The sequence below is a fragment of the Pseudomonas sp. rhizo66 genome (assembly GCF_031931925.1).
In the GTDB taxonomy this organism is placed as follows: domain Bacteria; phylum Pseudomonadota; class Gammaproteobacteria; order Pseudomonadales; family Pseudomonadaceae; genus Aquipseudomonas.
Window position 1 is genome coordinate 155,708 of sequence record NZ_JAUJWZ010000012.1, and the last position, 18,622, is coordinate 174,329.

Annotated in this window: 18 protein-coding genes and 1 pseudogene; 9 read left to right on the top strand and 10 right to left on the bottom strand. The window is 58.6% G+C overall.

From position 1 onward, the window contains the following. Positions 1-20 precede the first annotated feature (20 nt). Positions 21-1,667 carry a malate dehydrogenase (quinone) gene (mqo, locus tag QZR14_RS16170; RefSeq protein ID WP_311997090.1) on the bottom strand — a complete coding sequence of 549 codons (1,647 nt, stop codon included), beginning with the start codon at positions 1,665-1,667 and terminating at the stop codon, positions 21-23. Between the two features lie 472 nt (positions 1,668-2,139). Here mqo and QZR14_RS16175 point away from each other — a divergent pair, with 472 nt between their 5' ends. The 3 genes from QZR14_RS16175 (at position 2,140) to QZR14_RS16185 (ending at position 4,460) form a co-directional block, all read left to right on the top strand. Next, positions 2,140-2,571 (top strand): nuclear transport factor 2 family protein, encoded by a 432-nt coding sequence (locus tag QZR14_RS16175; RefSeq protein ID WP_250606787.1) that lies wholly within the window; start codon positions 2,140-2,142, stop codon positions 2,569-2,571. A 159-nt stretch (positions 2,572-2,730) separates the two neighbouring features. Continuing rightward, the gene (locus tag QZR14_RS16180) at positions 2,731-3,966 is read left to right on the top strand and encodes an AAA family ATPase (protein WP_311997091.1); all 1,236 of its coding nucleotides are present in this window, start codon (positions 2,731-2,733) and stop codon (positions 3,964-3,966) included. Next, on the top strand, positions 3,963-4,460 hold the full coding sequence (locus QZR14_RS16185; protein ID WP_095047488.1) for a hypothetical protein: 498 nt from the start codon (positions 3,963-3,965) through the stop codon (positions 4,458-4,460). Before QZR14_RS16180 ends, QZR14_RS16185 begins: the two co-directional genes overlap by 4 nt. Positions 4,461-4,520: 60 nt before the next feature. Here the strand turns inward: QZR14_RS16185 and QZR14_RS28090 are convergent, their stop codons facing one another. Together QZR14_RS28090 and QZR14_RS28095 are read right to left on the bottom strand one after the other, a co-directional pair. Continuing rightward, positions 4,521-5,384: a methyl-accepting chemotaxis protein gene (locus QZR14_RS28090; protein WP_442967405.1), complete on the bottom strand. Its 864-nt coding sequence runs from the start codon at positions 5,382-5,384 to the stop codon at positions 4,521-4,523. Continuing rightward, positions 5,379-6,134 (bottom strand): annotated as a pseudogene (locus QZR14_RS28095) (MCP four helix bundle domain-containing protein); the annotation flags it as partial. The gene QZR14_RS28090 and the pseudogene QZR14_RS28095, both read right to left, overlap by 6 nt. A 245-nt stretch (positions 6,135-6,379) precedes the next feature. Between QZR14_RS28095 and sodC the strand changes: the two are divergent. The 3 genes from sodC to QZR14_RS16205 all read left to right on the top strand — a co-directional run bounded on the left by sodC (position 6,380) and on the right by QZR14_RS16205 (position 7,858). Beyond that, positions 6,380-6,901, top strand: a complete 522-nt coding sequence (gene sodC / locus QZR14_RS16195; RefSeq protein WP_250606790.1) for a superoxide dismutase [Cu-Zn] SodC — start codon at positions 6,380-6,382, stop codon at positions 6,899-6,901. A 160-nt stretch (positions 6,902-7,061) separates the two neighbouring features. Next, on the top strand, positions 7,062-7,376 hold the full coding sequence (locus QZR14_RS16200) for a DUF2388 domain-containing protein (protein WP_007919602.1): 315 nt from the start codon (positions 7,062-7,064) through the stop codon (positions 7,374-7,376). An 80-nt stretch (positions 7,377-7,456) separates the two neighbouring features. Beyond that, positions 7,457-7,858 carry a hypothetical protein gene (locus tag QZR14_RS16205; protein ID WP_250606791.1) on the top strand — a complete coding sequence of 134 codons (402 nt, stop codon included), beginning with the start codon at positions 7,457-7,459 and terminating at the stop codon, positions 7,856-7,858. Here the strand turns inward: QZR14_RS16205 and ligD are convergent, their stop codons facing one another. From ligD to QZR14_RS16220, 3 genes are read right to left on the bottom strand one after another with little or no spacing between them, the layout of a single operon-like run. Then, on the bottom strand, positions 7,859-10,450 hold the full coding sequence (gene ligD / locus QZR14_RS16210) for a DNA ligase D (protein ID WP_311997093.1): 2,592 nt from the start codon (positions 10,448-10,450) through the stop codon (positions 7,859-7,861). It abuts the gene before it with no gap. A gap of 17 nt (positions 10,451-10,467) precedes the next feature. Beyond that, positions 10,468-11,421: a class I SAM-dependent methyltransferase gene (locus tag QZR14_RS16215; protein WP_311997094.1), complete on the bottom strand. Its 954-nt coding sequence runs from the start codon at positions 11,419-11,421 to the stop codon at positions 10,468-10,470. An 11-nt stretch (positions 11,422-11,432) separates the two neighbouring features. Beyond that, positions 11,433-12,809 (bottom strand): iron-containing redox enzyme family protein, encoded by a 1,377-nt coding sequence (locus QZR14_RS16220; protein ID WP_311997095.1) that lies wholly within the window; start codon positions 12,807-12,809, stop codon positions 11,433-11,435. A 321-nt stretch (positions 12,810-13,130) separates the two neighbouring features. Between QZR14_RS16220 and QZR14_RS16225 the strand changes: the two genes are divergently transcribed. Beyond that, positions 13,131-13,589: an REP-associated tyrosine transposase gene (locus QZR14_RS16225; protein WP_311997096.1), complete on the top strand. Its 459-nt coding sequence runs from the start codon at positions 13,131-13,133 to the stop codon at positions 13,587-13,589. Between the two features lie 92 nt (positions 13,590-13,681). Here QZR14_RS16225 and QZR14_RS16230 read toward each other — a convergent pair whose 3' ends face one another. Then, on the bottom strand, positions 13,682-14,449 hold the full coding sequence (locus QZR14_RS16230; protein WP_311997097.1) for a tellurite resistance TerB family protein: 768 nt from the start codon (positions 14,447-14,449) through the stop codon (positions 13,682-13,684). Between the two features lie 259 nt (positions 14,450-14,708). Here QZR14_RS16230 and pcsA point away from each other — a divergent pair, with 259 nt between their 5' ends. Further along, complete coding sequence (pcsA, locus tag QZR14_RS16235; protein ID WP_105709010.1) at positions 14,709-15,431, top strand: phosphatidylcholine synthase; 723 nt, start codon at positions 14,709-14,711, stop codon at positions 15,429-15,431. 148 nt (positions 15,432-15,579) lie between these two features. Here the strand turns inward: pcsA and QZR14_RS16240 are convergent, their stop codons facing one another. After that, positions 15,580-16,392, bottom strand: a complete 813-nt coding sequence (locus tag QZR14_RS16240; RefSeq protein ID WP_311997098.1) for a class I SAM-dependent methyltransferase — start codon at positions 16,390-16,392, stop codon at positions 15,580-15,582. 33 nt (positions 16,393-16,425) lie between these two features. Beyond that, a complete protein-coding gene (locus tag QZR14_RS16245; protein WP_250606798.1) occupies positions 16,426-16,698 on the bottom strand; it encodes a DUF4242 domain-containing protein in 273 nt (90 codons plus the stop codon). 225 nt (positions 16,699-16,923) lie between these two features. On the opposite strand from QZR14_RS16245, the gene QZR14_RS16250 reads away from it, so the two are divergent. Then, positions 16,924-17,385: a GNAT family N-acetyltransferase gene (locus tag QZR14_RS16250; RefSeq protein ID WP_311997099.1), complete on the top strand. Its 462-nt coding sequence runs from the start codon at positions 16,924-16,926 to the stop codon at positions 17,383-17,385. 17 nt (positions 17,386-17,402) lie between these two features. Here QZR14_RS16250 and QZR14_RS16255 read toward each other — a convergent pair whose 3' ends face one another. Continuing rightward, the gene (locus tag QZR14_RS16255; protein WP_311997100.1) at positions 17,403-18,614 is read right to left on the bottom strand and encodes a cytochrome c biogenesis protein DipZ; all 1,212 of its coding nucleotides are present in this window, start codon (positions 18,612-18,614) and stop codon (positions 17,403-17,405) included. Positions 18,615-18,622: the final 8 nt, after the last annotated feature.

Here is an 18,622-nt window from a genome sequence, read left to right on the forward strand (position 1 = left end):
TTTGTGTGTCAGGGTTCTAGTTACAGAGCCATGTCACGTGCAGCGTTTTCCTTCGGAGCTTCAGCTTTCTGAGCTGCAGGCGCAGCCGGAGCAGCAGCCTGACCGATCACTGGAGGTGTCGGCAATTCGAGGATTTTGGCGGTGTAGGCCCACTCTGCAGCCACTTTGGCTGGATCGTTGTTCAGCTGAGTGCCGTAGCTTGGAACGATCTGGTGCAGCTTGGTTTGCCACTCAGGAGTAGCCACTTTGTCTTTGAAGACTTTCTGCAGCACGCTCAGCATGATCGGTGCAGCGGTCGACGCGCCTGGCGATGCGCCCAGCAGACCGGCGATGGAGCCGTCTTGCGCAGCAACGATTTCGGTGCCCAGTTTCAGCACGCCGCCAGCGGCTTCATCACGCTTGATGATTTGCACGCGTTGGCCGGCTTGCCACAGGCGCCAGTCTTCGGCTTTGGCGTTCGGGAAGTATTCCTTCAGCGCGTTCAGACGGTCTTCATCCGACAGCATCAGTTGGCCAGCCAGGTACTCGACCAGCGGGTATTCCTTGATGCCGACCTTGGTCATAGGCCAGATGTTGTGGGTGGTGGTGCTGGTCAGCAGGTCCAGGTACGAGCCTTCCTTCAGGAACTTGGTGCTGAAGGTCGCGAACGGGCCAAACAGGATGACGCGCTTGCCGTCCAGAACACGGGTGTCCAGGTGCGGAACGGACATCGGTGGTGCGCCAACCGACGCTTTGCCGTAGGCCTTGGCAAGGTGCTGTTCAGCGATGGCCGGGTTATCGGTCACCAGGAACGAACCACCAACCGGGAAGCCAGCGTATTCCTTGGCTTCCGGAATGCCCGACTTCTGAAGCAGGTGCAGTGCACCGCCGCCCGCGCCGATGAACACGAACTTGGCGTCGGTTTCGGTTTTGCTGCCGTCTTTCAGGTTTTTGTAGCTGACGCGCCAAGTGCCATCGGCATTCTTGGTGATGTCCTGGACTTCGCTCGACAGTTTCAGATCGAAGTTAGGCTTGGTCTGCAGGTACGCAGCGAACTGGCGGGTGATTTCGCCGAAGTTCATGTCGGTACCCAGCGGGCTCCAGGTGGCCGCGATTTTCTGGTTCGGGTCACGCCCTTCCATCATCAGCGGGACCCACTTCTTGATCACAGCCGGGTCTTCGGAGTACTGCATGCCGGCGAACAGCGGGCTCGCCTGCAGGGCTTCGTAGCGCTTTTTCAGGAACTTGATGTTGTCATCGCCCCACACGAAGCTCATGTGCGGAGTGGTGTTGATGAACGAGCGAGGGTTCTTCAGAACGCCTTGCTGAACCTGCCAGGCCCAGAACTGACGGGAGACCTGGAACGCTTCGTTGATCTCGACGGCTTTCGGGATCGTTACGTTGCCTTTGTCGTCTTCCGGGGTGTAGTTCAACTCGGCGAGCGCCGAGTGACCGGTACCGGCGTTGTTCCAGCCGTTGGAGCTTTCCAGGGCGACGCCGTCGAGGCGTTCGACCATTTCCATCGACCAGCTTGGCTCCAGCTCATTGATCCACACACCGAGGGTGGTGCTCATGATGCCGCCGCCGATCAGCAGGACGTCGACTTTCTTTGCTTCGTCAGCATTGGCGGATGTCATCCCCATCGCCAAAGCCAGACCCAGCAGGGCTGTGTTCACTTTCTTAAACATCTGTTGCACCTATGATAAAACGCCTTCCGCCCGCCGCTGTTATCTGTATGCGATCCGCTTTGATGACGCTCAGGCTCGCGTCGCAGATTCCGGCACACTTCAATTTTGACGGGTGGGCACACAAGGCCGACATGCTGCATCGACCTCAGTTAATGTCCCTTCTGAACTGACTTCTTATCATTATTGGCTCAGCTACTTGAGCGACAGGGATTCCGTCAGCCCGCCCGAAGGCAAGCAAACTGAATAAGGTCAAACCAAGTTGGCGCGAAGAATATCACGTCAGGGCAAACCCGCGCGTCTGTTCCCGACTTGAGAGTCTTTTTCCGCTCTGGACACTATCGGCCGACGAAGGCTGAACATGACCCCCGACGACCAACGCTTTGAAGCAATGCCTTATCCAAAGATTTTCTGCTAGGTTGTACGATGACTGACGAACACAGTCATCAACTCATAACAACAAGGAAACTACCTCATGACCAAGACCCGACTCCTGATCGGTTTTCTCTGCGCCTTCAGCGGCTACGCCATGGCCGCCTCTGCCCCGGCGGAAAAGGATGTCGCCCAAGCGGTGGATCATCTGACCCAGGCGATGCTGCACAAGGACATCGCCGAACTGAACGCGCTGACCGCGCCCAACCTGACCTACGGCCACTCCAGCGGCAAGATTCAGGACAAGAAGGAATTCATCGCCGACATCGAAACCGGCAAGAGCGCGTTCAAGACCCTGGAAATGCAGAACCAGACCATCACCCTGTCCGGCGACACCGCGCTCGTGCGCCATCACTTCTCCGCACAGGCGTTAAAGGGGACAGAGGTGGTGCCGACCGAGATCGAGAATTTTCAGATCTGGCAGAAACAGCATGGCAAGTGGTTGCTGGTGGGGCGGCAGGCGTTCAAGTTCTGATTGATAAAAAGGACTCCGCCTGAAATGAGTAGAGGCAGAGTCCTTTCCCACAAAAAACTGGCGCTATACCTGAGTCGTCGCATTTCCCACTCCTGTTTCCATCCCGCCCTGATATGCTGCACCGCTATACCGCATCAGCTCGTCTCTATGGAGTGATCAATGACCCGACTACGCGTCAAGCATTTTGGCCCTATCCGTAACGGTGTGAAGAACAATGGCTGGATAGAGTTCAAACGTGTGACCGTATTTGTGGGCAATCAGGGCTCGGGGAAGAGCACATTGGCCAAACTGTATTCAACCTTCTCGTGGATTGAAAAGGCACTGGTGCGAGGCGACTACGACGCAAAATGGTTTGAACGAAAAAATAAATTCATCAAGCCCTACCTCATGTATCACAGGCTCGAAAATTATCTTTCTGCGGATACTGAGATCGAATACGAAGGTGAAGCCTACGTAATCCATTATTTGCGCGGACAGCTGCATGTCAGTGAATTGAAAGGCAGAAAATATCACCTGCCTCAAATCATGTATGTGCCTGCAGAACGCAATTTCATCGCCTACGTCCGGCACCCCCGGGAATTGAAGCTTTCTTCGGATTCGCTGAAAGAGTTTTTGACTGAGTTCGACGCGGCGAAAGCCAATATGAAAGGGGCACTACGCCTACCGATCAATCAGGCGGAACTCGAATACGACAAACTGAATGACATACTCAACATCCGCGAATCAGACTACAAACTGAGATTGGCTGATGCGTCCAGTGGTTTTCAATCAGCTGTACCGCTACATCTCGTGAGCCACTACTTAGCCAACACCGTTCAAGAGCGAAGTGAAGAGCGGCAGGAAACCATGAGTACCGAAGAGCTGGAGCGTTTCAGAAAGGAGGTTGTGGAGATTTTTTCCATCGACTCACTGACAGAGGAACAACGCCGTATTGCTCTCTCTGCATTGTCAGCAAGGTTTAACAAAACTGCTTTTATAAACATTGTTGAAGAACCCGAACAGAATCTTTACCCACGATCACAATGGAGCGTTCTGCAAAGCCTTCTTCAGTTCAATAACCAAGGGCAAAACAACCGTCTGGTACTGACAACTCATAGCCCTTATGTGGTGAGTTACCTGACGATCGCTGTGCAGGGCAAACATCTGCACGACAGCATATTGGAGAAGCGCGCAGAGACCCTGCTAACCAGCCTCGCCAAAGTAATACCCCTGCACGCGTTGGTAGACGCTAATGAACTGGCGATTTATCAAGCCGATGAAACAACTGGAAGCATCGAAAAATTGCCCATGTCGGGAGGCATTCCGTCGGACCATAACTACCTCAACGAATCACTTCGTGAAGGTAATGATTTGTTCGATCAACTTCTCGATATCGAGGAGGCATTGGAGGCGTGAATTTCCTCAATGCTCAATGTCAAAGTGGCCCTTACCACCAAGAACGGTTTGGCCTGTGCGACAACACATCGCGTCCTGTCGCCTACGCCGATCCAGAGTCAGAAGAGACCTGGATCGCCACAGTCAAAAACCCGGATAGTAAAGCGGTCCTTTTCACAGCCATCGACAAATGCGTGATTGGTGACACTGAAGAACCGGGTCGAGGTCGATGTGACTGCATGCTGACCACAAATAAGCAGCTTTACTTGGTTGAGTTGAAAGAAAGAGGCGGTAGCGCATGGAAAAATCATGCGATTGAGCAGCTCGAGTCGACAATTCAATTTCTGCAGACAACGCATGGTGAGGAGTATCTGGATAACTTCAGTCCTAAAAAAGCGTTCGTTTGCAATCGCAAGAAAAAGCCCTTTGTCACCATTGAAACAGATAAAAAACAACATTTCTTCAGAACATATAAATTCAAACTGGACATACAAACGACGGTACTTATCGTCTGAAAGCATTCCTGTTACCTATTTGCCTGACATTCAACTCAGGTTCGGGTCATTCCCCCGCTTTCACAACCGAAACCGATCCACCGACTGCGCCAACTGCCCCGCCAAGCTCGACAACTCATCTGTAGTATTCGCTGTTTGCCCGATCACCCGGCTGTTGCCCTCGGACATTCCGGCAATCATTTCCACCTGATGGGCAATTTCGTTACTGGCCTGGCTCTGCTCGCCAATCGTGCGGGTGATGTCGTTGACCAGTTGTGTCGTGCTCAACGTCGCCTCGAGGATTTCACGAATCGCTCGCTCGACATCCGCCGTCACCGCCATGCCCTTATCGACCTGCGCGACGCCCGCCTCCATGCTGCTGACCGCCTCGCGGGTGCTGTGCTGAATGCGCGCGACCATTGCGGCGATTTCCTGGGTCGAGGCGCTGGTGCGTGCCGCCAGACTGCGCACTTCGTCAGCCACCACTGCAAACCCCCTGCCCTGTTCCCCGGCCCGGGCCGCTTCAATGGCGGCATTGAGCGCCAGCAGGTTGGTCTGGTCGGCAATGCTCTTGATCACTTGAATGATGTTGAAAATGGCTTCGGATTCCTTATCCAGCGTGCGGATCACCTGGGCCGACTGTTGCGCTGATCGAGCGATATCGTCCATGTCGCTGACCACTTGATGAATCACGCCGCCGCCCTCCTTGGCCAGGGTTTCGGCCTGACTGGCCATGCTCAGTGCACGTTCGGCGTGGCGGGTGATTTCCTCGATGCTTGCAGTCATCTGGCTGGCGGCCGCCGCCATGGTGCCGGCGGCCACGCTTTGTTGCTGGCTGCTGTCGGCGACCTGATGGCAGCCGTGGCTGAGTTGTTCGCTCATGCCGCTGACACCGTGAGCATTGCGCCGCACCACATCGATCATGTTGCGCAAGTCGCGCTGCATGGTCGCCAATGTGCGGATCAGGACACTGGCTTCATCCTTGCCGGACGGCTCGGCGATCGGCTCGCTGAGGTTGCCGTGGGCGATGCTTTCGGCGATACGGCTGGCGGCCTTCAACGGCCCCAAGATGCTGAGAATGACCCAGCGCCCCTGAATCAGGAGCAGCACAAGACTGGCGATCAACACCACGCCGAGCGCGACGTTGGCGCTGTGGATGGCTGATTCGGTACCTTCGCTGGTCTGCCGGGTATTGGACTCGATCAACTCGCTCAAAGCGGCCATTTGTTCTTCGAGCTGACTGAATGCCGAGTTGAAGGTGCCCAGTTCCTGCTGAGCGGCATCAGGATTGTCCAGCGCCAACCCGACGATCCGCTCGCCGGTATTGATGTAGGTATCGAGGCTCGGCTTGATCTGCTCCAGCGCTGTGCGCAATGCCGGGTTGATCGGCAACTTGAGGTTGTCTTCAAGCACCTCACGAAAATGCCCCGCATGCTCGTTGATCGAATCGCGCACCTCGGGCGCCGTGCTGGTGCTTTTGCCCAGACCCACCAGCATTGCCGAATAGACATCGGCGCGCAGGGCGTCGTGCATCATGTCGGCTTCCATGTGGTTGCGCAGCGCGCTCATGCTGACCGCGTTATCGCTGACCGCCGAGGCCATCCGCTGGTTGCCGACGTAACTGACCAGACTCACGATCAACGCCGTCAGCAGACTTGTCACAATCAGCAACACTAAACGCAGTTTAATCGACACCGGATTTTCCTCTCTCGTTACGCCCGTAAGCGCTTGTCAGCCTTCAGTTAAGCCTATTTGCGCAGGTCTGCCGCGCCAGAGCGTGTCAACAGGTGTCGGCACGCTGGCTAAACGCAGCAAAACTTTCGGATTGCGCGGCAAGTCTCACTTTGCAACGCAGGCGGATGTGCGTTCATCGCCGGTTAATGCCGGCAGGCTATTGAGTCCGTCGTTCTGAACACTCTTGCAGCAAAAGGAAAATGCTTATGAAACGCGCATTGTGGTTGGGTTTGCTCGGCACCTTGGCCATTGGAACCGCACAGGCGGCGACGGAAAAAGTCGCCATCAATCTGGTCAGCGCCGACGGTGCGCCGCAAGCGATCGGCTCGGTCACCATCAGTGAGACGGCGTATGGCCTGTTGTTCACGCCCGAGCTGAAATCCTTGCCGGCCGGTGTGCATGGCTTCCATGTGCATGAGAACGGCAGTTGCGAGGCCGGCATGAAGGACGGCGTGAAAGGCGCTGCACTGGCCGCTGGCGGACATTTCGACCCGCAAAAAACCGGCAAGCACCTCGGCCCGTATGCTGACGGTCATTTGGGTGACCTCCCGGCGATTTATGTGACTGCGGACGGCATTGCCAACTATCCGGTACTGGCGCCGCGCCTGAAAAAAATCTCCGAGATCAAAGGCCACGCGCTGATGATCCACGCCGGGGGCGACAACCACGCCGATATGCCGAAACCACTGGGCGGTGGCGGCGATCGCATGGCCTGCGGGGTGATCTGACTCATCGCAGCTTGAAAAACGGGCAACCCGCCATGGCGTTGCCCGCATCTGTTTTGCAATAACTCGGACTTTTCTGCACCACGGAACTCCCGTCGCGCGCGCCCCTCTCACATTATGTAGACCTTCCCTTTTTGCTTCGCGCTTGTGGAGGAACACCGTCATGCGCAAGTTAGTGCTCATTTCTTCCTTACTCTTATGCCTGCCTGTCGGTTCGGCGTTGGCCCGCGTCGATGCGGGTGATGTCGCCACCTCAGCGGGTGTCTCCGCGTCGCTGTATTCGACCTTCAAGGATCACAAAATGGTGATTCCGGCCCGTGACGACTTGTCTGCATTTGTCGCCAGTGGCGGGGCCATTCGTGGGGTTTATCTTGAATCGGTACTGCAGCAGGCTCGCCAGGACAATCCTGGCCTCAACGCCAGCGATGAAGATCTGGCCAACGCGATTCTGGTGCATTACGAAGGCCTGAATCAGTAGCCGTCACGGAAAAAGCAGGCGATGGATGGCCGCTGAAGGCGCATAGGCAAAACTGTCCGACGGCCTCTATGATGGAGGCCATGACGACTTCTGTGCCCTTGCGCTCCCCTTGCCCGCCCGGCGCCTGCATTTGCGGGCGCGACCCATTGCTGGAGACACCTGGCGCGGATTTGCGCATCCTGCGTCTGACTCGGGACGAAGAGAAGCGTCTGCTTGCTCGCCTCGAAATGCTCAAAGACCTGAATGACCTCAAACATCTGCAACAGCGGATGTTTGAGCAATTGGGCATCCGCGTCGACGTCGCTCCCGGTTTCAACGAAGTGCGCACCATGCGTGGCATAGCGATTCAGATCGAAGAGTTACCCGGCCTGTGCCGCAAGACCCGCGCCGCAATTCCGGCCGCCATTCGCCGCGGCCTGGAAAACCACCCGGAAATCGCCTTCGAACTACTCAACGCCCACGACTTGCTGCGGGACACCTGATCACTTCTTCAGCCCCAGACGTTTGCGCATCTCGACGGTGATGCTCTGGCGGGTTTTCTTCATATCGGCCCATGGCTCGTCGCCAACCTCCGACAATCGCTCATGAACGTTGTGCACGTTCCACTGATTGCCGCCCTTGATCTCGGCGACTTCTTCGCGAAACAGCGGCACGGAGACCGGCAAGCCTTCGCGGGTGCGCGCGGCGTAAGCGCAAATGGTGGTGGCGCCCAGACCGTTGCGCAGGTAATCGATAAAGATCCGCCCGACGCGGTTTTTCGGCCCGGACACCGCAGAAAAGCGGTCCGGCAACAGCTTGGCGATATGCGTGACGATGGCGTGGCTGAAGTCCTTGACCTCGTCCCAGCCGAGTTTGCGGGTCAATGGCACCACCAAATGGATACCCTTGCCGCCGCTGGTTTTGAGGAACGCCTTGAGGCCCAGTTCATCGAGCACGGTCAATGTCAGCGCCGTCGCCTCGACCATGCTTTTCCACGGCAGCGCCGGATCCGGGTCGAGGTCGAGGACGAAGCGATCGGGTTTGTCCAGGTCAACCGTGGTCGCGTTCCAGGTATGCAGTTCAACGGTGCTCATCTGGACCGCACCGATCAGCGCTTCGGCGTTGTTGATCAGCATGACCGGTTGCCCGGTGACATCCTTGTCCAGCGTGGTAATGCCGGGGATCGCCAGGCGTTCGGCGTTTTTCTGGAAGAACAATTCGCCGGCGATGCCGTCCGGGGCGCGCACCAGTGCCACCGGACGATCCTTGAGCTGTGGCAGGATCCATTCGGCAACACTGGCGTAATACTCGGCCAGTTGCATCTTGGTGGTACCGCTGACCGCATCAATGACGCGATCCGGGTGAGTGATGCGCACCTTGCCGTTGGCCAGTCCAAGTTGTGACGGCGCGGTTTCTGCGCTGCTCGCCGGGGCTTTTTTCGGCGCTTTCTTCGTGGCTGATTTCTTCTCTGCAGTCTTCACCGGTTTCGCTCGCTCCTCAGTGATGGCTTTGGCCGGTTTGTCATTGCGCAAGCCATGGAACACGGCGTGGCGCACCGAACCGTCCTTGGTCATTTCCGCAAACGCGACCTCCGCCAGCAGTTTCGGCTTGAGCCAGTGCACGCCTTTGACCTCGAAGCCGCTGGGTGGATTGACCACTGCAGCCGTCTTCACCTGCAACGGTTTGAGCTGGGCCAGAATGCTTTTCAACGTCGCCTCGTTGAAGCCGGTGCCGACCTTGCCGGCGTAACGCAACTCGCCACTGTCGCGATCATGCAGCCCCAGCAACAACGCGCCAAAGGCACTGCGTGAACCCTTCGGATCGGTGTAGCCGACGATGACGAACTCCTGGCGGTGTTTGCACTTGAGCTTGATCCAGTCGCTGCTGCGCCGGGATATATACGGCGAGCCGAGGCGTTTGCCGATCAGGCCCTCCATCTGCATCTGGCAGGCGCTGTTGAGCAGCGCATCCGGGGTTTCGTCAAAGGCTTCGGAGAAGCGCAGCAGCGGTTGTTCATGACTGCCGAGCACCGTGGCCAGCGCGGCGCGACGTTCCTCGACCGGCACTTCGCGCAGGTCGACACCATTGAGATACGGCAGATCGAACAGGTAGTAGAGGATGTTACCGCTGCGCCCGGCTTCGAAAGCATTTTGCAGGGCCTGAAAATCCGGGACGCCGTGTTCGTTGGCGACGACCATTTCGCCGTCGAGCCACGCCGATTCCAGTCCCAGCGCGGCCAGAGCGGCGGCCTGTTGCGGCAGCTTGTGTGTCCAGTCATGGCCGTTGCGGGTGAACAACTGCACTTGATCATGATCGATGCGCGCCATAATCCGGTAGCCGTCGAATTTGATCTCGTAACTCCACTGCCCTTGCGGCGCACTGTCGACCAGCGTGGCCAGTTGCGGCTTGAGTTGCGTCGGCAGTTTGGCCTTGTGCGCCCCCGTGAGCTTGCCGGTCGGGGTCTTGCGCGTTTTTGCTGCGGGCTTTTTCAGCGGTTTGCTGTGCTCGGCGGCCAGCTTTGGTTTGGTGACGAGCGTGCGTTCGCTCAACACGCTGTCCGGTTCGGCTGCCAACACATCGTAGTCATCCTGCGGCCGTGCGGCGCCGTCCTGATGCTTGATCAGGAACCACTGCTCCTTCTTGCCCGGCATGTGCGTGCGCACCAGGTTCCAGATACCGCCGAGCTTCTCGCCTTGCAGCTCGAACTTGAGCTTGCCCTTGGCGTAGGCCTCGTGCGGATCTTCCAGTGGAATCCACACGCCACGATCCCAGACGATCACATCACCGGCGCCGTAATGCCCTTGCGGAATGTTGCCTTCGAATGTCGCGTAATCCAGCGGGTGATCCTCGACATGCACCGCCAGCCGCTTGACCTTGGGGTCGAGCGACGGCCCTTTTGGCACCGCCCAACTCTTCAGTGCGCCATCGAGTTCCAGACGAAAGTCGTAGTGCAGATGCGACGCGTCGTGCTTCTGGATGCAGAACTGCAAAGCATGCTCGGCAGCGGTTTTACGTCCAGATCGCTTGACAGCGGCGGGTTCCGAGGTCGCCGAAAAATCGCGCATGCGGTTGTAGTCGTCGAGGTTCCTGTTCATCGTGCACCTGCCTTGTTTCAGCCCATTCGGGTCACGGTCAGCGTCACCACTGCGATGCGGTCGACCCGTTGATACCCGGGGTTGAGCAGTTCTTCGCCGAAGACATCCGGGTCGAGTTCGCGGTACGTCCAGCCGAAGCGTTTTTCATCCAGGCGTGGCAGCACGGTGTCGAGGAACGGATCGCGACCGTCGACCATCGCCACACCGGTGTAGAGCAGCAGTGAACCGCCGGGCGCCAGTCGATTCAGTGCCTGCTCGACGATGCGCAGCGACAGCCCCGCCCCGAGCGTACCGCCACCGTGGCGATAGGCGCGCTCTGCCGGATCGGCCATGTACGGCGGGTTGGCGACGATCAGGTCGAACTCGCCGTCGACGCCTTGCAACAGATCACTGGCGCGCACTTCGACGTTGGCGACTTCCGCCAGTGCCGCATTGATCGCGGTCAGGCGCAGCGCCGCAGGGTTGATGTCCAGCGCCAGCACCTCTGCCTCGCGTCGGGCCCGGCCGATCAGAATCGCACCGACGCCAGCGCCACAACCGATGTCCACCGCACGATGGATTGGCGCGAAGTTCTGCTGCAGGTGGGTGTGAATCAGTTGCGCGAAACGGTAGGTGTCGGGGCCGAAAAACACCGCGTCAGCGGCCTCGGTGGGGAACGCCGAATGCACGAACAGCAAATCATCCAGGCTCGACCAGCGCACCCGACTCTTCAGCTCACCTTCGTAGTGATCAATGATCTGCGCGTCTTGCAGTTGCCGCTGTTCATCGGCCGACAGCAATCCCGGCGCGAACGGACGCGACCAGCCGAACACATCGCGCAAAGTGTCGGCCATCTGGCCCTCGTCACGCTGATTGACCCGATGATGGGTCAACGGCGTCGGGGTGACGAACCGATATCCATCTGCCAACAAGCGTCGGCCCAATTGCAGCAGCACGAGGTCGTTGGGGCAGAGTTGCTCTTCCTGATTCATCGGCAAGGTCCTTAAGGCAAACGGGATTTGAGTTCGATAAAACGCCGGGTGGCGAGCAGCCCGGCCGGATGTGCATGGCGGGCCGGGGCGAGCCAGGGGATCAGAATCGCCATTTGCGCCAAGGCATCCTGACCTTGCAGCGCGGCATTGAGCGCCTGTACATCGGGATCCTGCTCAAGCCCTTCGATGGGCGCTGCCGTCTGACTGTGCCGTCGCATGGGTCTGGGTTTATCCGATGAGGTCCAGTTGCCGGCAATCCAGTCGTGCACCAGTTGTTTTTCGTAGGCATTGAACACGCCAAACATCGCCGCACCGTCGCCCGCGATCAGTTGCCAAAAACGGCTGGCCTGCGGATCTTCGTGGCGTTTGATCCAGCCCTTGTTCTGCAATGCCTGGAGGAATCCGGGCAATTGCTCCGGTGCCGCCAGCCACTGATTGACGGTCTGCCCTTCGAAACGGCAGTAATCGGAGTGCATGTGCTGAGCGAATGGGCATTTGCGTTCAAGCATCGCCAGCAACTCGTGCTCAAGGTCGAAACCGTCGATGATCGCGCGACTGCCCTGCCCCAGATCGTTGAGCCGATAGCCCAGCGCTACCCGGCGCAGAAACTCGGCTCGATCGGCCTCGAGCGGCAGCAGGTCAAGCGCCGCCTGCACGGCTTTTTGCGCATGGCCGGTGCTGGCGTTGTCGATGGTCACATGGAGGGTGAAATAGTACGGATCGATGCCCAGCTCACTGAGTTCGTAGCTGCTGATCAACAGGTGCAACGGCAGTTGTTCGTAACCGAGGTTGTAGCCGATCACCTCGGGCAGATAATCAGTACCACAGACACCGAGGGCCAGTTGAATTGCGCCTTGCAGGTAGCGTTCATCGTCGATGGCACTGCTGTCCTGCAGATCGTGCTCGGCGAGCAATTTCTGGTAAATCACCACATGGTTCTGCGCCGGATTGCCTTCGCCCAGTTCTTCCAGAAAGGTTCGCAGCAGGCCTTGGTAACGCGGGTCTTGCCAGCGCGGCAACAGACCATAAAGCCATGCACCGTCGACCAGTTTGGTCGGTGCCACCGCTTGCAGGAAATACAGAGCCTGGGCCTTGCCACGAAAGAATTGCCGAGGCCCACCGGCCTTGCGCTGTTGCAGATAGTCGGCGTATTGCCGGGCGACATCGGCGCAATGTTCGGCTACCCAGGCGTGCCATGTCGTCGGATCTTCGGGCAGCGAGTCGGTAAGTTGCGCGGCGTGTTGCAGTTGCTCCTGCAAAAACGCCTGCGCAAGGTCATGCGGATTGTCTTCGCGCAACAACGCTTCATAGACCTGGCGGATGTTCCCGGCAGCGTTCATCAGGAGCGGTTGGGCAGGCGCAGCCTGCAGGGGGGTCAGGACAGTCATGGCAAAATTCTCGGTCGGTTGGCAGGACGCTGTTCCACACGCCTCTACAGCAGCAGAGAGGCGGCGCCTGCGAAAAATTCAATCGACGTGAAAATTGCCCGGACGGACGGCCACCTGCGCCGTCTTCGCATACACCGCAATCCCCTGTAGGAGCTGCCGAAGGCTGCGATCTTTTGATTTTGATTTTGATTTTAGAAAACAAGATCAAAAGATCGCAGCCTTAGGCAGCTCCTACAGGGTTACATCCTGCAATGGGTTTGACCGGCGTGAGAGCGAGGGCTGGCTAGAGTTCGAGAATGATATTTTTTGGAGGGCAAAGGAATGCCTGCTGCTGTAAAGGCGTGTGGATTGCGTAAGGGGCGTTATAGCGAGGCAGGACGTATTTATCTGCTCACCGCCGTCGTTCACGAACGTCAGTCGGTGTTTTCGGATTGGCGTTTGGGAAGACTGCTAGTAGAGCAAATGCGTGCAGCCAATGACGAGGGAATGGTTCAGTCACTGGCGTGGGTTGTGATGCCCGATCATCTGCATTGGCTGATTGAATTGAAACACTGTTCGTTGGCAGCGCTCATGTGCCGCGTCAAATCGCGCAGTTGTCGCTCGATTAATCTCAAGCGCGGCAGTCAGGGAGGGATATGGCAGCGCGGTTATTACGACCGGGCGTTGCGTCGCGACGAAGATCTAAAAGCGGCTGCCCGATACATCGTTATGAACCCGTTGCGCGCCGGTTTGGTTGGGCGTGTGGGGGACTACCCGTTGTGGGATGCAATTTGGCTATGAAAATCAAAAGATCGCAGCCTTCGGCAGCTCCTACACGGAATGATGGACACCCTGTAGGAGCTGCCGAAGGCTGCGATCTTTTGATTTTGCTTTCAGGCCTGACCCTTGGCCTGCTGTTCCAGGTGCACCTGCAACTGCGGGTCGATATTCAACGCGGCTGCCAGCTCGTCCAGATAGGTGCGTTCGGCGTCCTGCTGGTCGTCCACCAGCATCACGCTGGCCAGGTACATTTCGGCGGCGACAGCCGGGTCACCGTTTGACGCTTGCGCCACTTCGTCAGGGTCCAGCGGCTTGGCGACTTCAGCGTCAAGCCATTGCTGTAATTGCGGATCATCGGTGTGTTTGCCGATTTCGCTGCTGATCAGGTGTTTTTCGGATTCATCGATACGACCATCAGCCTTGGCCGCCGCAATCAACGCGCGTAGCACCGCGTGGCTGTGTTCTTCTATTTCCGGGCCGGCAAGAAGGTTAGCCGTTTGCGGCGCTTGCTGCGATGCCGCACTCGCCTGGTTGCGTTGCCAGGCCTGATACGCCTGGAACGCCATCATGCCCAGCGAGGCCAGCGCCGCGTAGTTGGTGCCTCCCGAACGGTTTTGCGTGGCGCCACCGCCGCCCAGCGCCCCACCCAAGGCGCCGCCCAGACCACCAGCGCCGCCAAGCAAACCGCCGAGCAAGCCGCCTAATCCGCCAAACCCGCCAGCCGCAGAGCCACCGCGTGTGCCAGTGGAATCCGCACCACCGAGCAATCCACCCAGTAACCCACCTAAACCGCCCGAACCAACGCCGGCAGACGCTGAAGATTGTTGCCCCGCCGAGGCCCGGCCTTGTAGCAGTTGTTCGAGCAAATCGCTGGTGTTCATGACGTCATCCTCAAGCATTGGCAGTCACTGCATCTGGCAACGATAGACCCGTGCGGCCATAGCGCCAGCACCGTTTGGCTGGTGCTCGAAGCTCTGACGGATTTCGCCCGCGTATTTTTTTGCCGGCCAGCTAAGATTGATCAGTGGTGAACCTTATCCCGGCCAGACCGGTCGATAGCTGCAACCCCGACCCGGTTTGCCGGCGCCCTTCCCGCCAAGGGTAATACCCGGCTTGCTTCACTTTCTGGAGAACGCCCCCGTGATATCGACCGTACACATCGCCAGGCTCAAAGCATGGGGCGCCCATGGTTTTACCGCGACTGGCGTGGTCACCGCTTTTCTGGCCACCCTCGCCCTGTTGGAAAACCAGCCGACCCATTGCCTGATGTGGCTGGGCGTGGCGCTGATTGTCGACGGCCTCGACGGCGCACTGGCGCGCAAGGTCAATGTGCAATCGGTGCTGCCGAGCTTCGACGGTTCGATCCTCGACCTGGTGATCGATTACCTGACCTATGTGTTCATTCCGGCACTGTTCATCTATCGCTACATTCCGTTGCCCGACTACACGTTGCTGCTGACCGTGTCGCTGATTCTGGTGTCGTCGCTGTTCTGCTTCTGCAACGTCAATATGAAGAGCAAGGACAACTACTTTGTCGGGTTTCCGGCTGCATGGAATGTGGTCGCGCTGTGCCTGTACATCATCGGCCCGGGGCCGTGGATCACCTTCCTGACGGTGATAGGCCTGGCGCTGCTGACGGTGACGCGGATGAAGTTCCTGCACCCGTTCCGGGTACGCCGGTTCATGCCGATCAACATTGCGGTGACGGCAATCTGGCTGCTGTGCAGCCTGTCGCTGGTGCTCAACCATCCGGTGATCAATCCGTTGGTGATGGGCTTGTGGCTGCTGATGTCGGCTTACTTCCTGGGGATCTGCATCTGGCGCACGGCGCTGGAATGGTTTGAGCGGCCGCAGGTGAAATAGGCTCAACTACCAAAATACCTACCCCTGTGGGAGCGAGCCTGCTCGCGAAGACGGAGTTTCAGACAACATCTTTGTTGAATGACATACCGCTTTCGCGAGCAGGCTCGCTCCCACAGGGGTCTCCATCGTCATAAAAGTCGGGGGTGAATCAGCGCTTGGTAATCACCACCTCCAGATACTCACTCGGCACCACCAGCGACCCCTCTCCCGCCCGATTCAACCGATTGAGCAGATCCGCCAGATCACTTTCCAGCGCCTGCCCGCTCGCTGGCGGCAATGCGGCGAAGGCCTTGTGCACCGGCCCGTACCAATGGCGAAAGATGTCGATGAAATGCGCCGCCGAGCGATAGCGAAAATTGAAGTCTCGGCGCGTCACGCGCAACAGGAAATCGCGGTCATCGAAATGTTTGTGCAACCAGGCATCGGAGCCCCAATTCGAGGGGGGCTGGGCACCGGCAGGCGGCGGCAGATGCCGGCCAAGGGTCTTGAACATCTGGCCGACGAAACCTTCCGGGGTCCAGTTGGCCAGACCGATCCGCCCGCCACGGCGACAAACCCGGCCCAGTTCGGCAGCGGCCTTGTCCTGATCCGGTGCGAACATCACACCAAAGGTCGACAGCACCGCGTCGTAACTTTCATCAGCGAATGGCAGCGCCTCGGCATCGGCGACCTGAAACGTCACGTCCAGATGCTCCGCCCGGGCCCGATCCTGACCACGTTCCAGCAACGCCGCGACGTAGTCGGTCGAGGTGACCCGGCAACCACGCCGTGCCGCCGCCAGCGTCGCGTTACCGTTGCCGGCAGCGACATCCAGCACCTCCTCATCGCAACGCAAGTCGCAGGTTTCGGCGAGGTTTTCGCCGACGATTTGCAACGTCGTGCCGATCACGGCGTAGTCGCCACTGGCCCAGGCGACTTTCTGGCGTTCCTTCAGGGCAGTCAGATCAATCGGGGTACTCATGAGCATGAGCTCCGCAGCAGGTGGGGTCGTTGGTCATTCGGCCGTCGTCGGATCGATGACCGTCATCACCCGCGCCACACTGTTGGCAGGAAACCCGCCGAGCCTGGCGTGTTCGCGCACCTGCTCTTCGTCAGGCGCGATGTACACGCAATAGATTTTGTCGGCGGTGACATAGCTTTGCAGCCACTGCACCTGCGGCCCGAGATCACGCAATACCTGACAGGACGTTTGCGACACAGCTTTGAGTTCTGCTTCGGATAGCTTCCCGGCCCCTGGAATCTCGCGTTCAATCACGAATTTAGGCATGGCAACCTCGCGCTCTTGTTATGAGGCAAGGCCGGCAGTGACCCTGCTCGCTCACTATCGCGCCGAGACCGCTCGGCGTCCCTGCCAATCGTCTGGCAACCCCGTAAAACCGGGGGTTTGCCGATGAGCGGTGGACATCTGTAAAGCGTCTGGAACACCTTGAGGATTGCCAAGGTTGGGGGATTGGTTTCTGATGCCCCCTCGCCTCTGGAACGGACTCGACGGATGTCACTGCAAATCGATTGGCTCGCGCATCACATGCACCACAGCGACCGCTATGCCCAATGGATTCACCAACAATTCCCTTACGAATACGTCGACCAGCCGTTGGCCGAATGGCAACGTGAGTTTGCCCAAGGCCAACGCAATGGTGACTGGTCCTGCCTGATCGCCATGGACGGCGAACACCTGGTCGGCGGTGCGGCGCTGGCACGCGATGACCTTACCCTGCGCCCCGACCTCGGGCCTTGGCTGGCCTGCGTATTCGTCAGCCCTGACGCACGTGGGCAAGGGTTGGCGGAACGCTTGATTGAAGGGATTTGTCAGGAGGCAAAAACCTGCGGCTTTGCGCGGTTGTACCTGCACACGCAGAACAAGCAGGACTACTACGCCAAACGCGGATGGCAGGTCCTGGAGCGTTTTCGCGCCTGGGACAACGAACAATGGCTCATGGTCCGCGACCTCTGAGCCATTGGTTTTGTTGATCAAGCGGCAGGTGCCTTCGCCTCCTCCAGCAACTGCTGGATCATCTGTTCCTGCGCTTCGTAGCGACCTTCACCGAAGTGGCTGTAACGCACCTGCCCTTTGGCGTCGATCAGGTAATGCGCCGGCCAGTACTGATTGTCGAAGTTGCGCCAGATCGCATAGTTGTTGTCGATGGCCACCGGGTAGGTGATGCCGAGTTTTTTCACCTGATCCTTGACGTTGTCGATGATCCGCTCATAGCCGTATTCCGGGGTGTGTACACCGATCACCACGAGGCCGTCCTTCTCGTACTTCTTCGCCCAGTCTTTGACGTACGGCAAGGTGTGCTGGCAGTTGATGCAGTCATAAGTCCAGAAATCCACCAGCACCACCTTGCCGCGCAGGGACTCGGCGCTCAGCTCAGGCGAGTTGAGCCATTGCACAGCGCCGGCCAATGACGGCATCGCGCCTTTGCCCTGCTCCATCGGCGAATCCGCGCGGACTTTGCTGACGAAGTAGTCGACCACCTTCGGCACGTTTTCCAGCACGCTTTTTTCGACGCTGGCGACGCCTTCAGAGGAGGTGTTCGCCAGCAAGGTTTTGTCGAAACCGGTGGCGATCACCGCCGCCGTCGCCAGTACCGCAACCCCGGCACCGCGGCGCAACCAGCCGGTGAACGGGATCGACGGTTTCAAGCGGTTGACCAGCCCGCGCCCGGTGAAGATCAGTGTGCCCAGCGACAATGCACTGCCGGCGCCGTAGGCCAGCAGCAACAGGCTGGTCTGCGCGTTGGCGCCTTGCAGCATGGCGCCGGTGAGGATCACCCCGAGAATCGGCCCGGCGCACGGAGCCCACAGTAACCCCGTGGCCACGCCGAGCATGATCGAACCCATCGGCCCAGCCTTTTTCCGGGTGTCCGGGTCGAGGCGGTTGCCAAGCATCACGAACGGTCGCGTCAGCCAGTCACCGACGCGCGCCGAGATCAGCGACAGGGCGAACACGCTCATCACGATCAATGCGACATAACGGCCACTGTTGCTGGCCTGAATCACCCATTCGCTGCTGACCACGGCGAGGCTGGAGATCAGCGCGAAAGTCAGCGCCATGCCGCCGAGCGTCAGCACAATCGCTGCGCGGCTGCGTTGCGCGCCGGCAAACAGAAACGGCACCACCGGCAAAATACAGGGGCTGAGCACGGTCAGCAGACCGCCGAGAAATGCGATGAGGTACATAGTGAGTC

Coding starts and splice junctions, on each gene's coding strand:
- mqo (WP_311997090.1), bottom strand. CDS start 1,667: ATGTTTAAGAAAGTGAACACAGCCCTGCTGGGTCTGGCTTTGGCGATG.
- QZR14_RS16175 (WP_250606787.1), top strand. CDS start 2,140: ATGACCAAGACCCGACTCCTGATCGGTTTTCTCTGCGCCTTCAGCGGC.
- QZR14_RS16180 (WP_311997091.1), top strand. CDS start 2,731: ATGACCCGACTACGCGTCAAGCATTTTGGCCCTATCCGTAACGGTGTG.
- QZR14_RS28090 (WP_442967405.1), bottom strand. CDS start 5,384: ATGCAGCGCGACTTGCGCAACATGATCGATGTGGTGCGGCGCAATGCT.
- sodC (WP_250606790.1), top strand. CDS start 6,380: ATGAAACGCGCATTGTGGTTGGGTTTGCTCGGCACCTTGGCCATTGGA.
- QZR14_RS16200 (WP_007919602.1), top strand. CDS start 7,062: ATGCGCAAGTTAGTGCTCATTTCTTCCTTACTCTTATGCCTGCCTGTC.
- QZR14_RS16205 (WP_250606791.1), top strand. CDS start 7,457: ATGACGACTTCTGTGCCCTTGCGCTCCCCTTGCCCGCCCGGCGCCTGC.
- ligD (WP_311997093.1), bottom strand. CDS start 10,450: ATGAACAGGAACCTCGACGACTACAACCGCATGCGCGATTTTTCGGCG.
- QZR14_RS16215 (WP_311997094.1), bottom strand. CDS start 11,421: ATGAATCAGGAAGAGCAACTCTGCCCCAACGACCTCGTGCTGCTGCAA.
- QZR14_RS16220 (WP_311997095.1), bottom strand. CDS start 12,809: ATGACTGTCCTGACCCCCCTGCAGGCTGCGCCTGCCCAACCGCTCCTG.
- QZR14_RS16225 (WP_311997096.1), top strand. CDS start 13,131: ATGCCTGCTGCTGTAAAGGCGTGTGGATTGCGTAAGGGGCGTTATAGC.
- QZR14_RS16230 (WP_311997097.1), bottom strand. CDS start 14,449: ATGAACACCAGCGATTTGCTCGAACAACTGCTACAAGGCCGGGCCTCG.
- QZR14_RS16240 (WP_311997098.1), bottom strand. CDS start 16,392: ATGAGTACCCCGATTGATCTGACTGCCCTGAAGGAACGCCAGAAAGTC.
- QZR14_RS16245 (WP_250606798.1), bottom strand. CDS start 16,698: ATGCCTAAATTCGTGATTGAACGCGAGATTCCAGGGGCCGGGAAGCTA.
- QZR14_RS16250 (WP_311997099.1), top strand. CDS start 16,924: ATGTCACTGCAAATCGATTGGCTCGCGCATCACATGCACCACAGCGAC.
- QZR14_RS16255 (WP_311997100.1), bottom strand. CDS start 18,614: ATGTACCTCATCGCATTTCTCGGCGGTCTGCTGACCGTGCTCAGCCCC.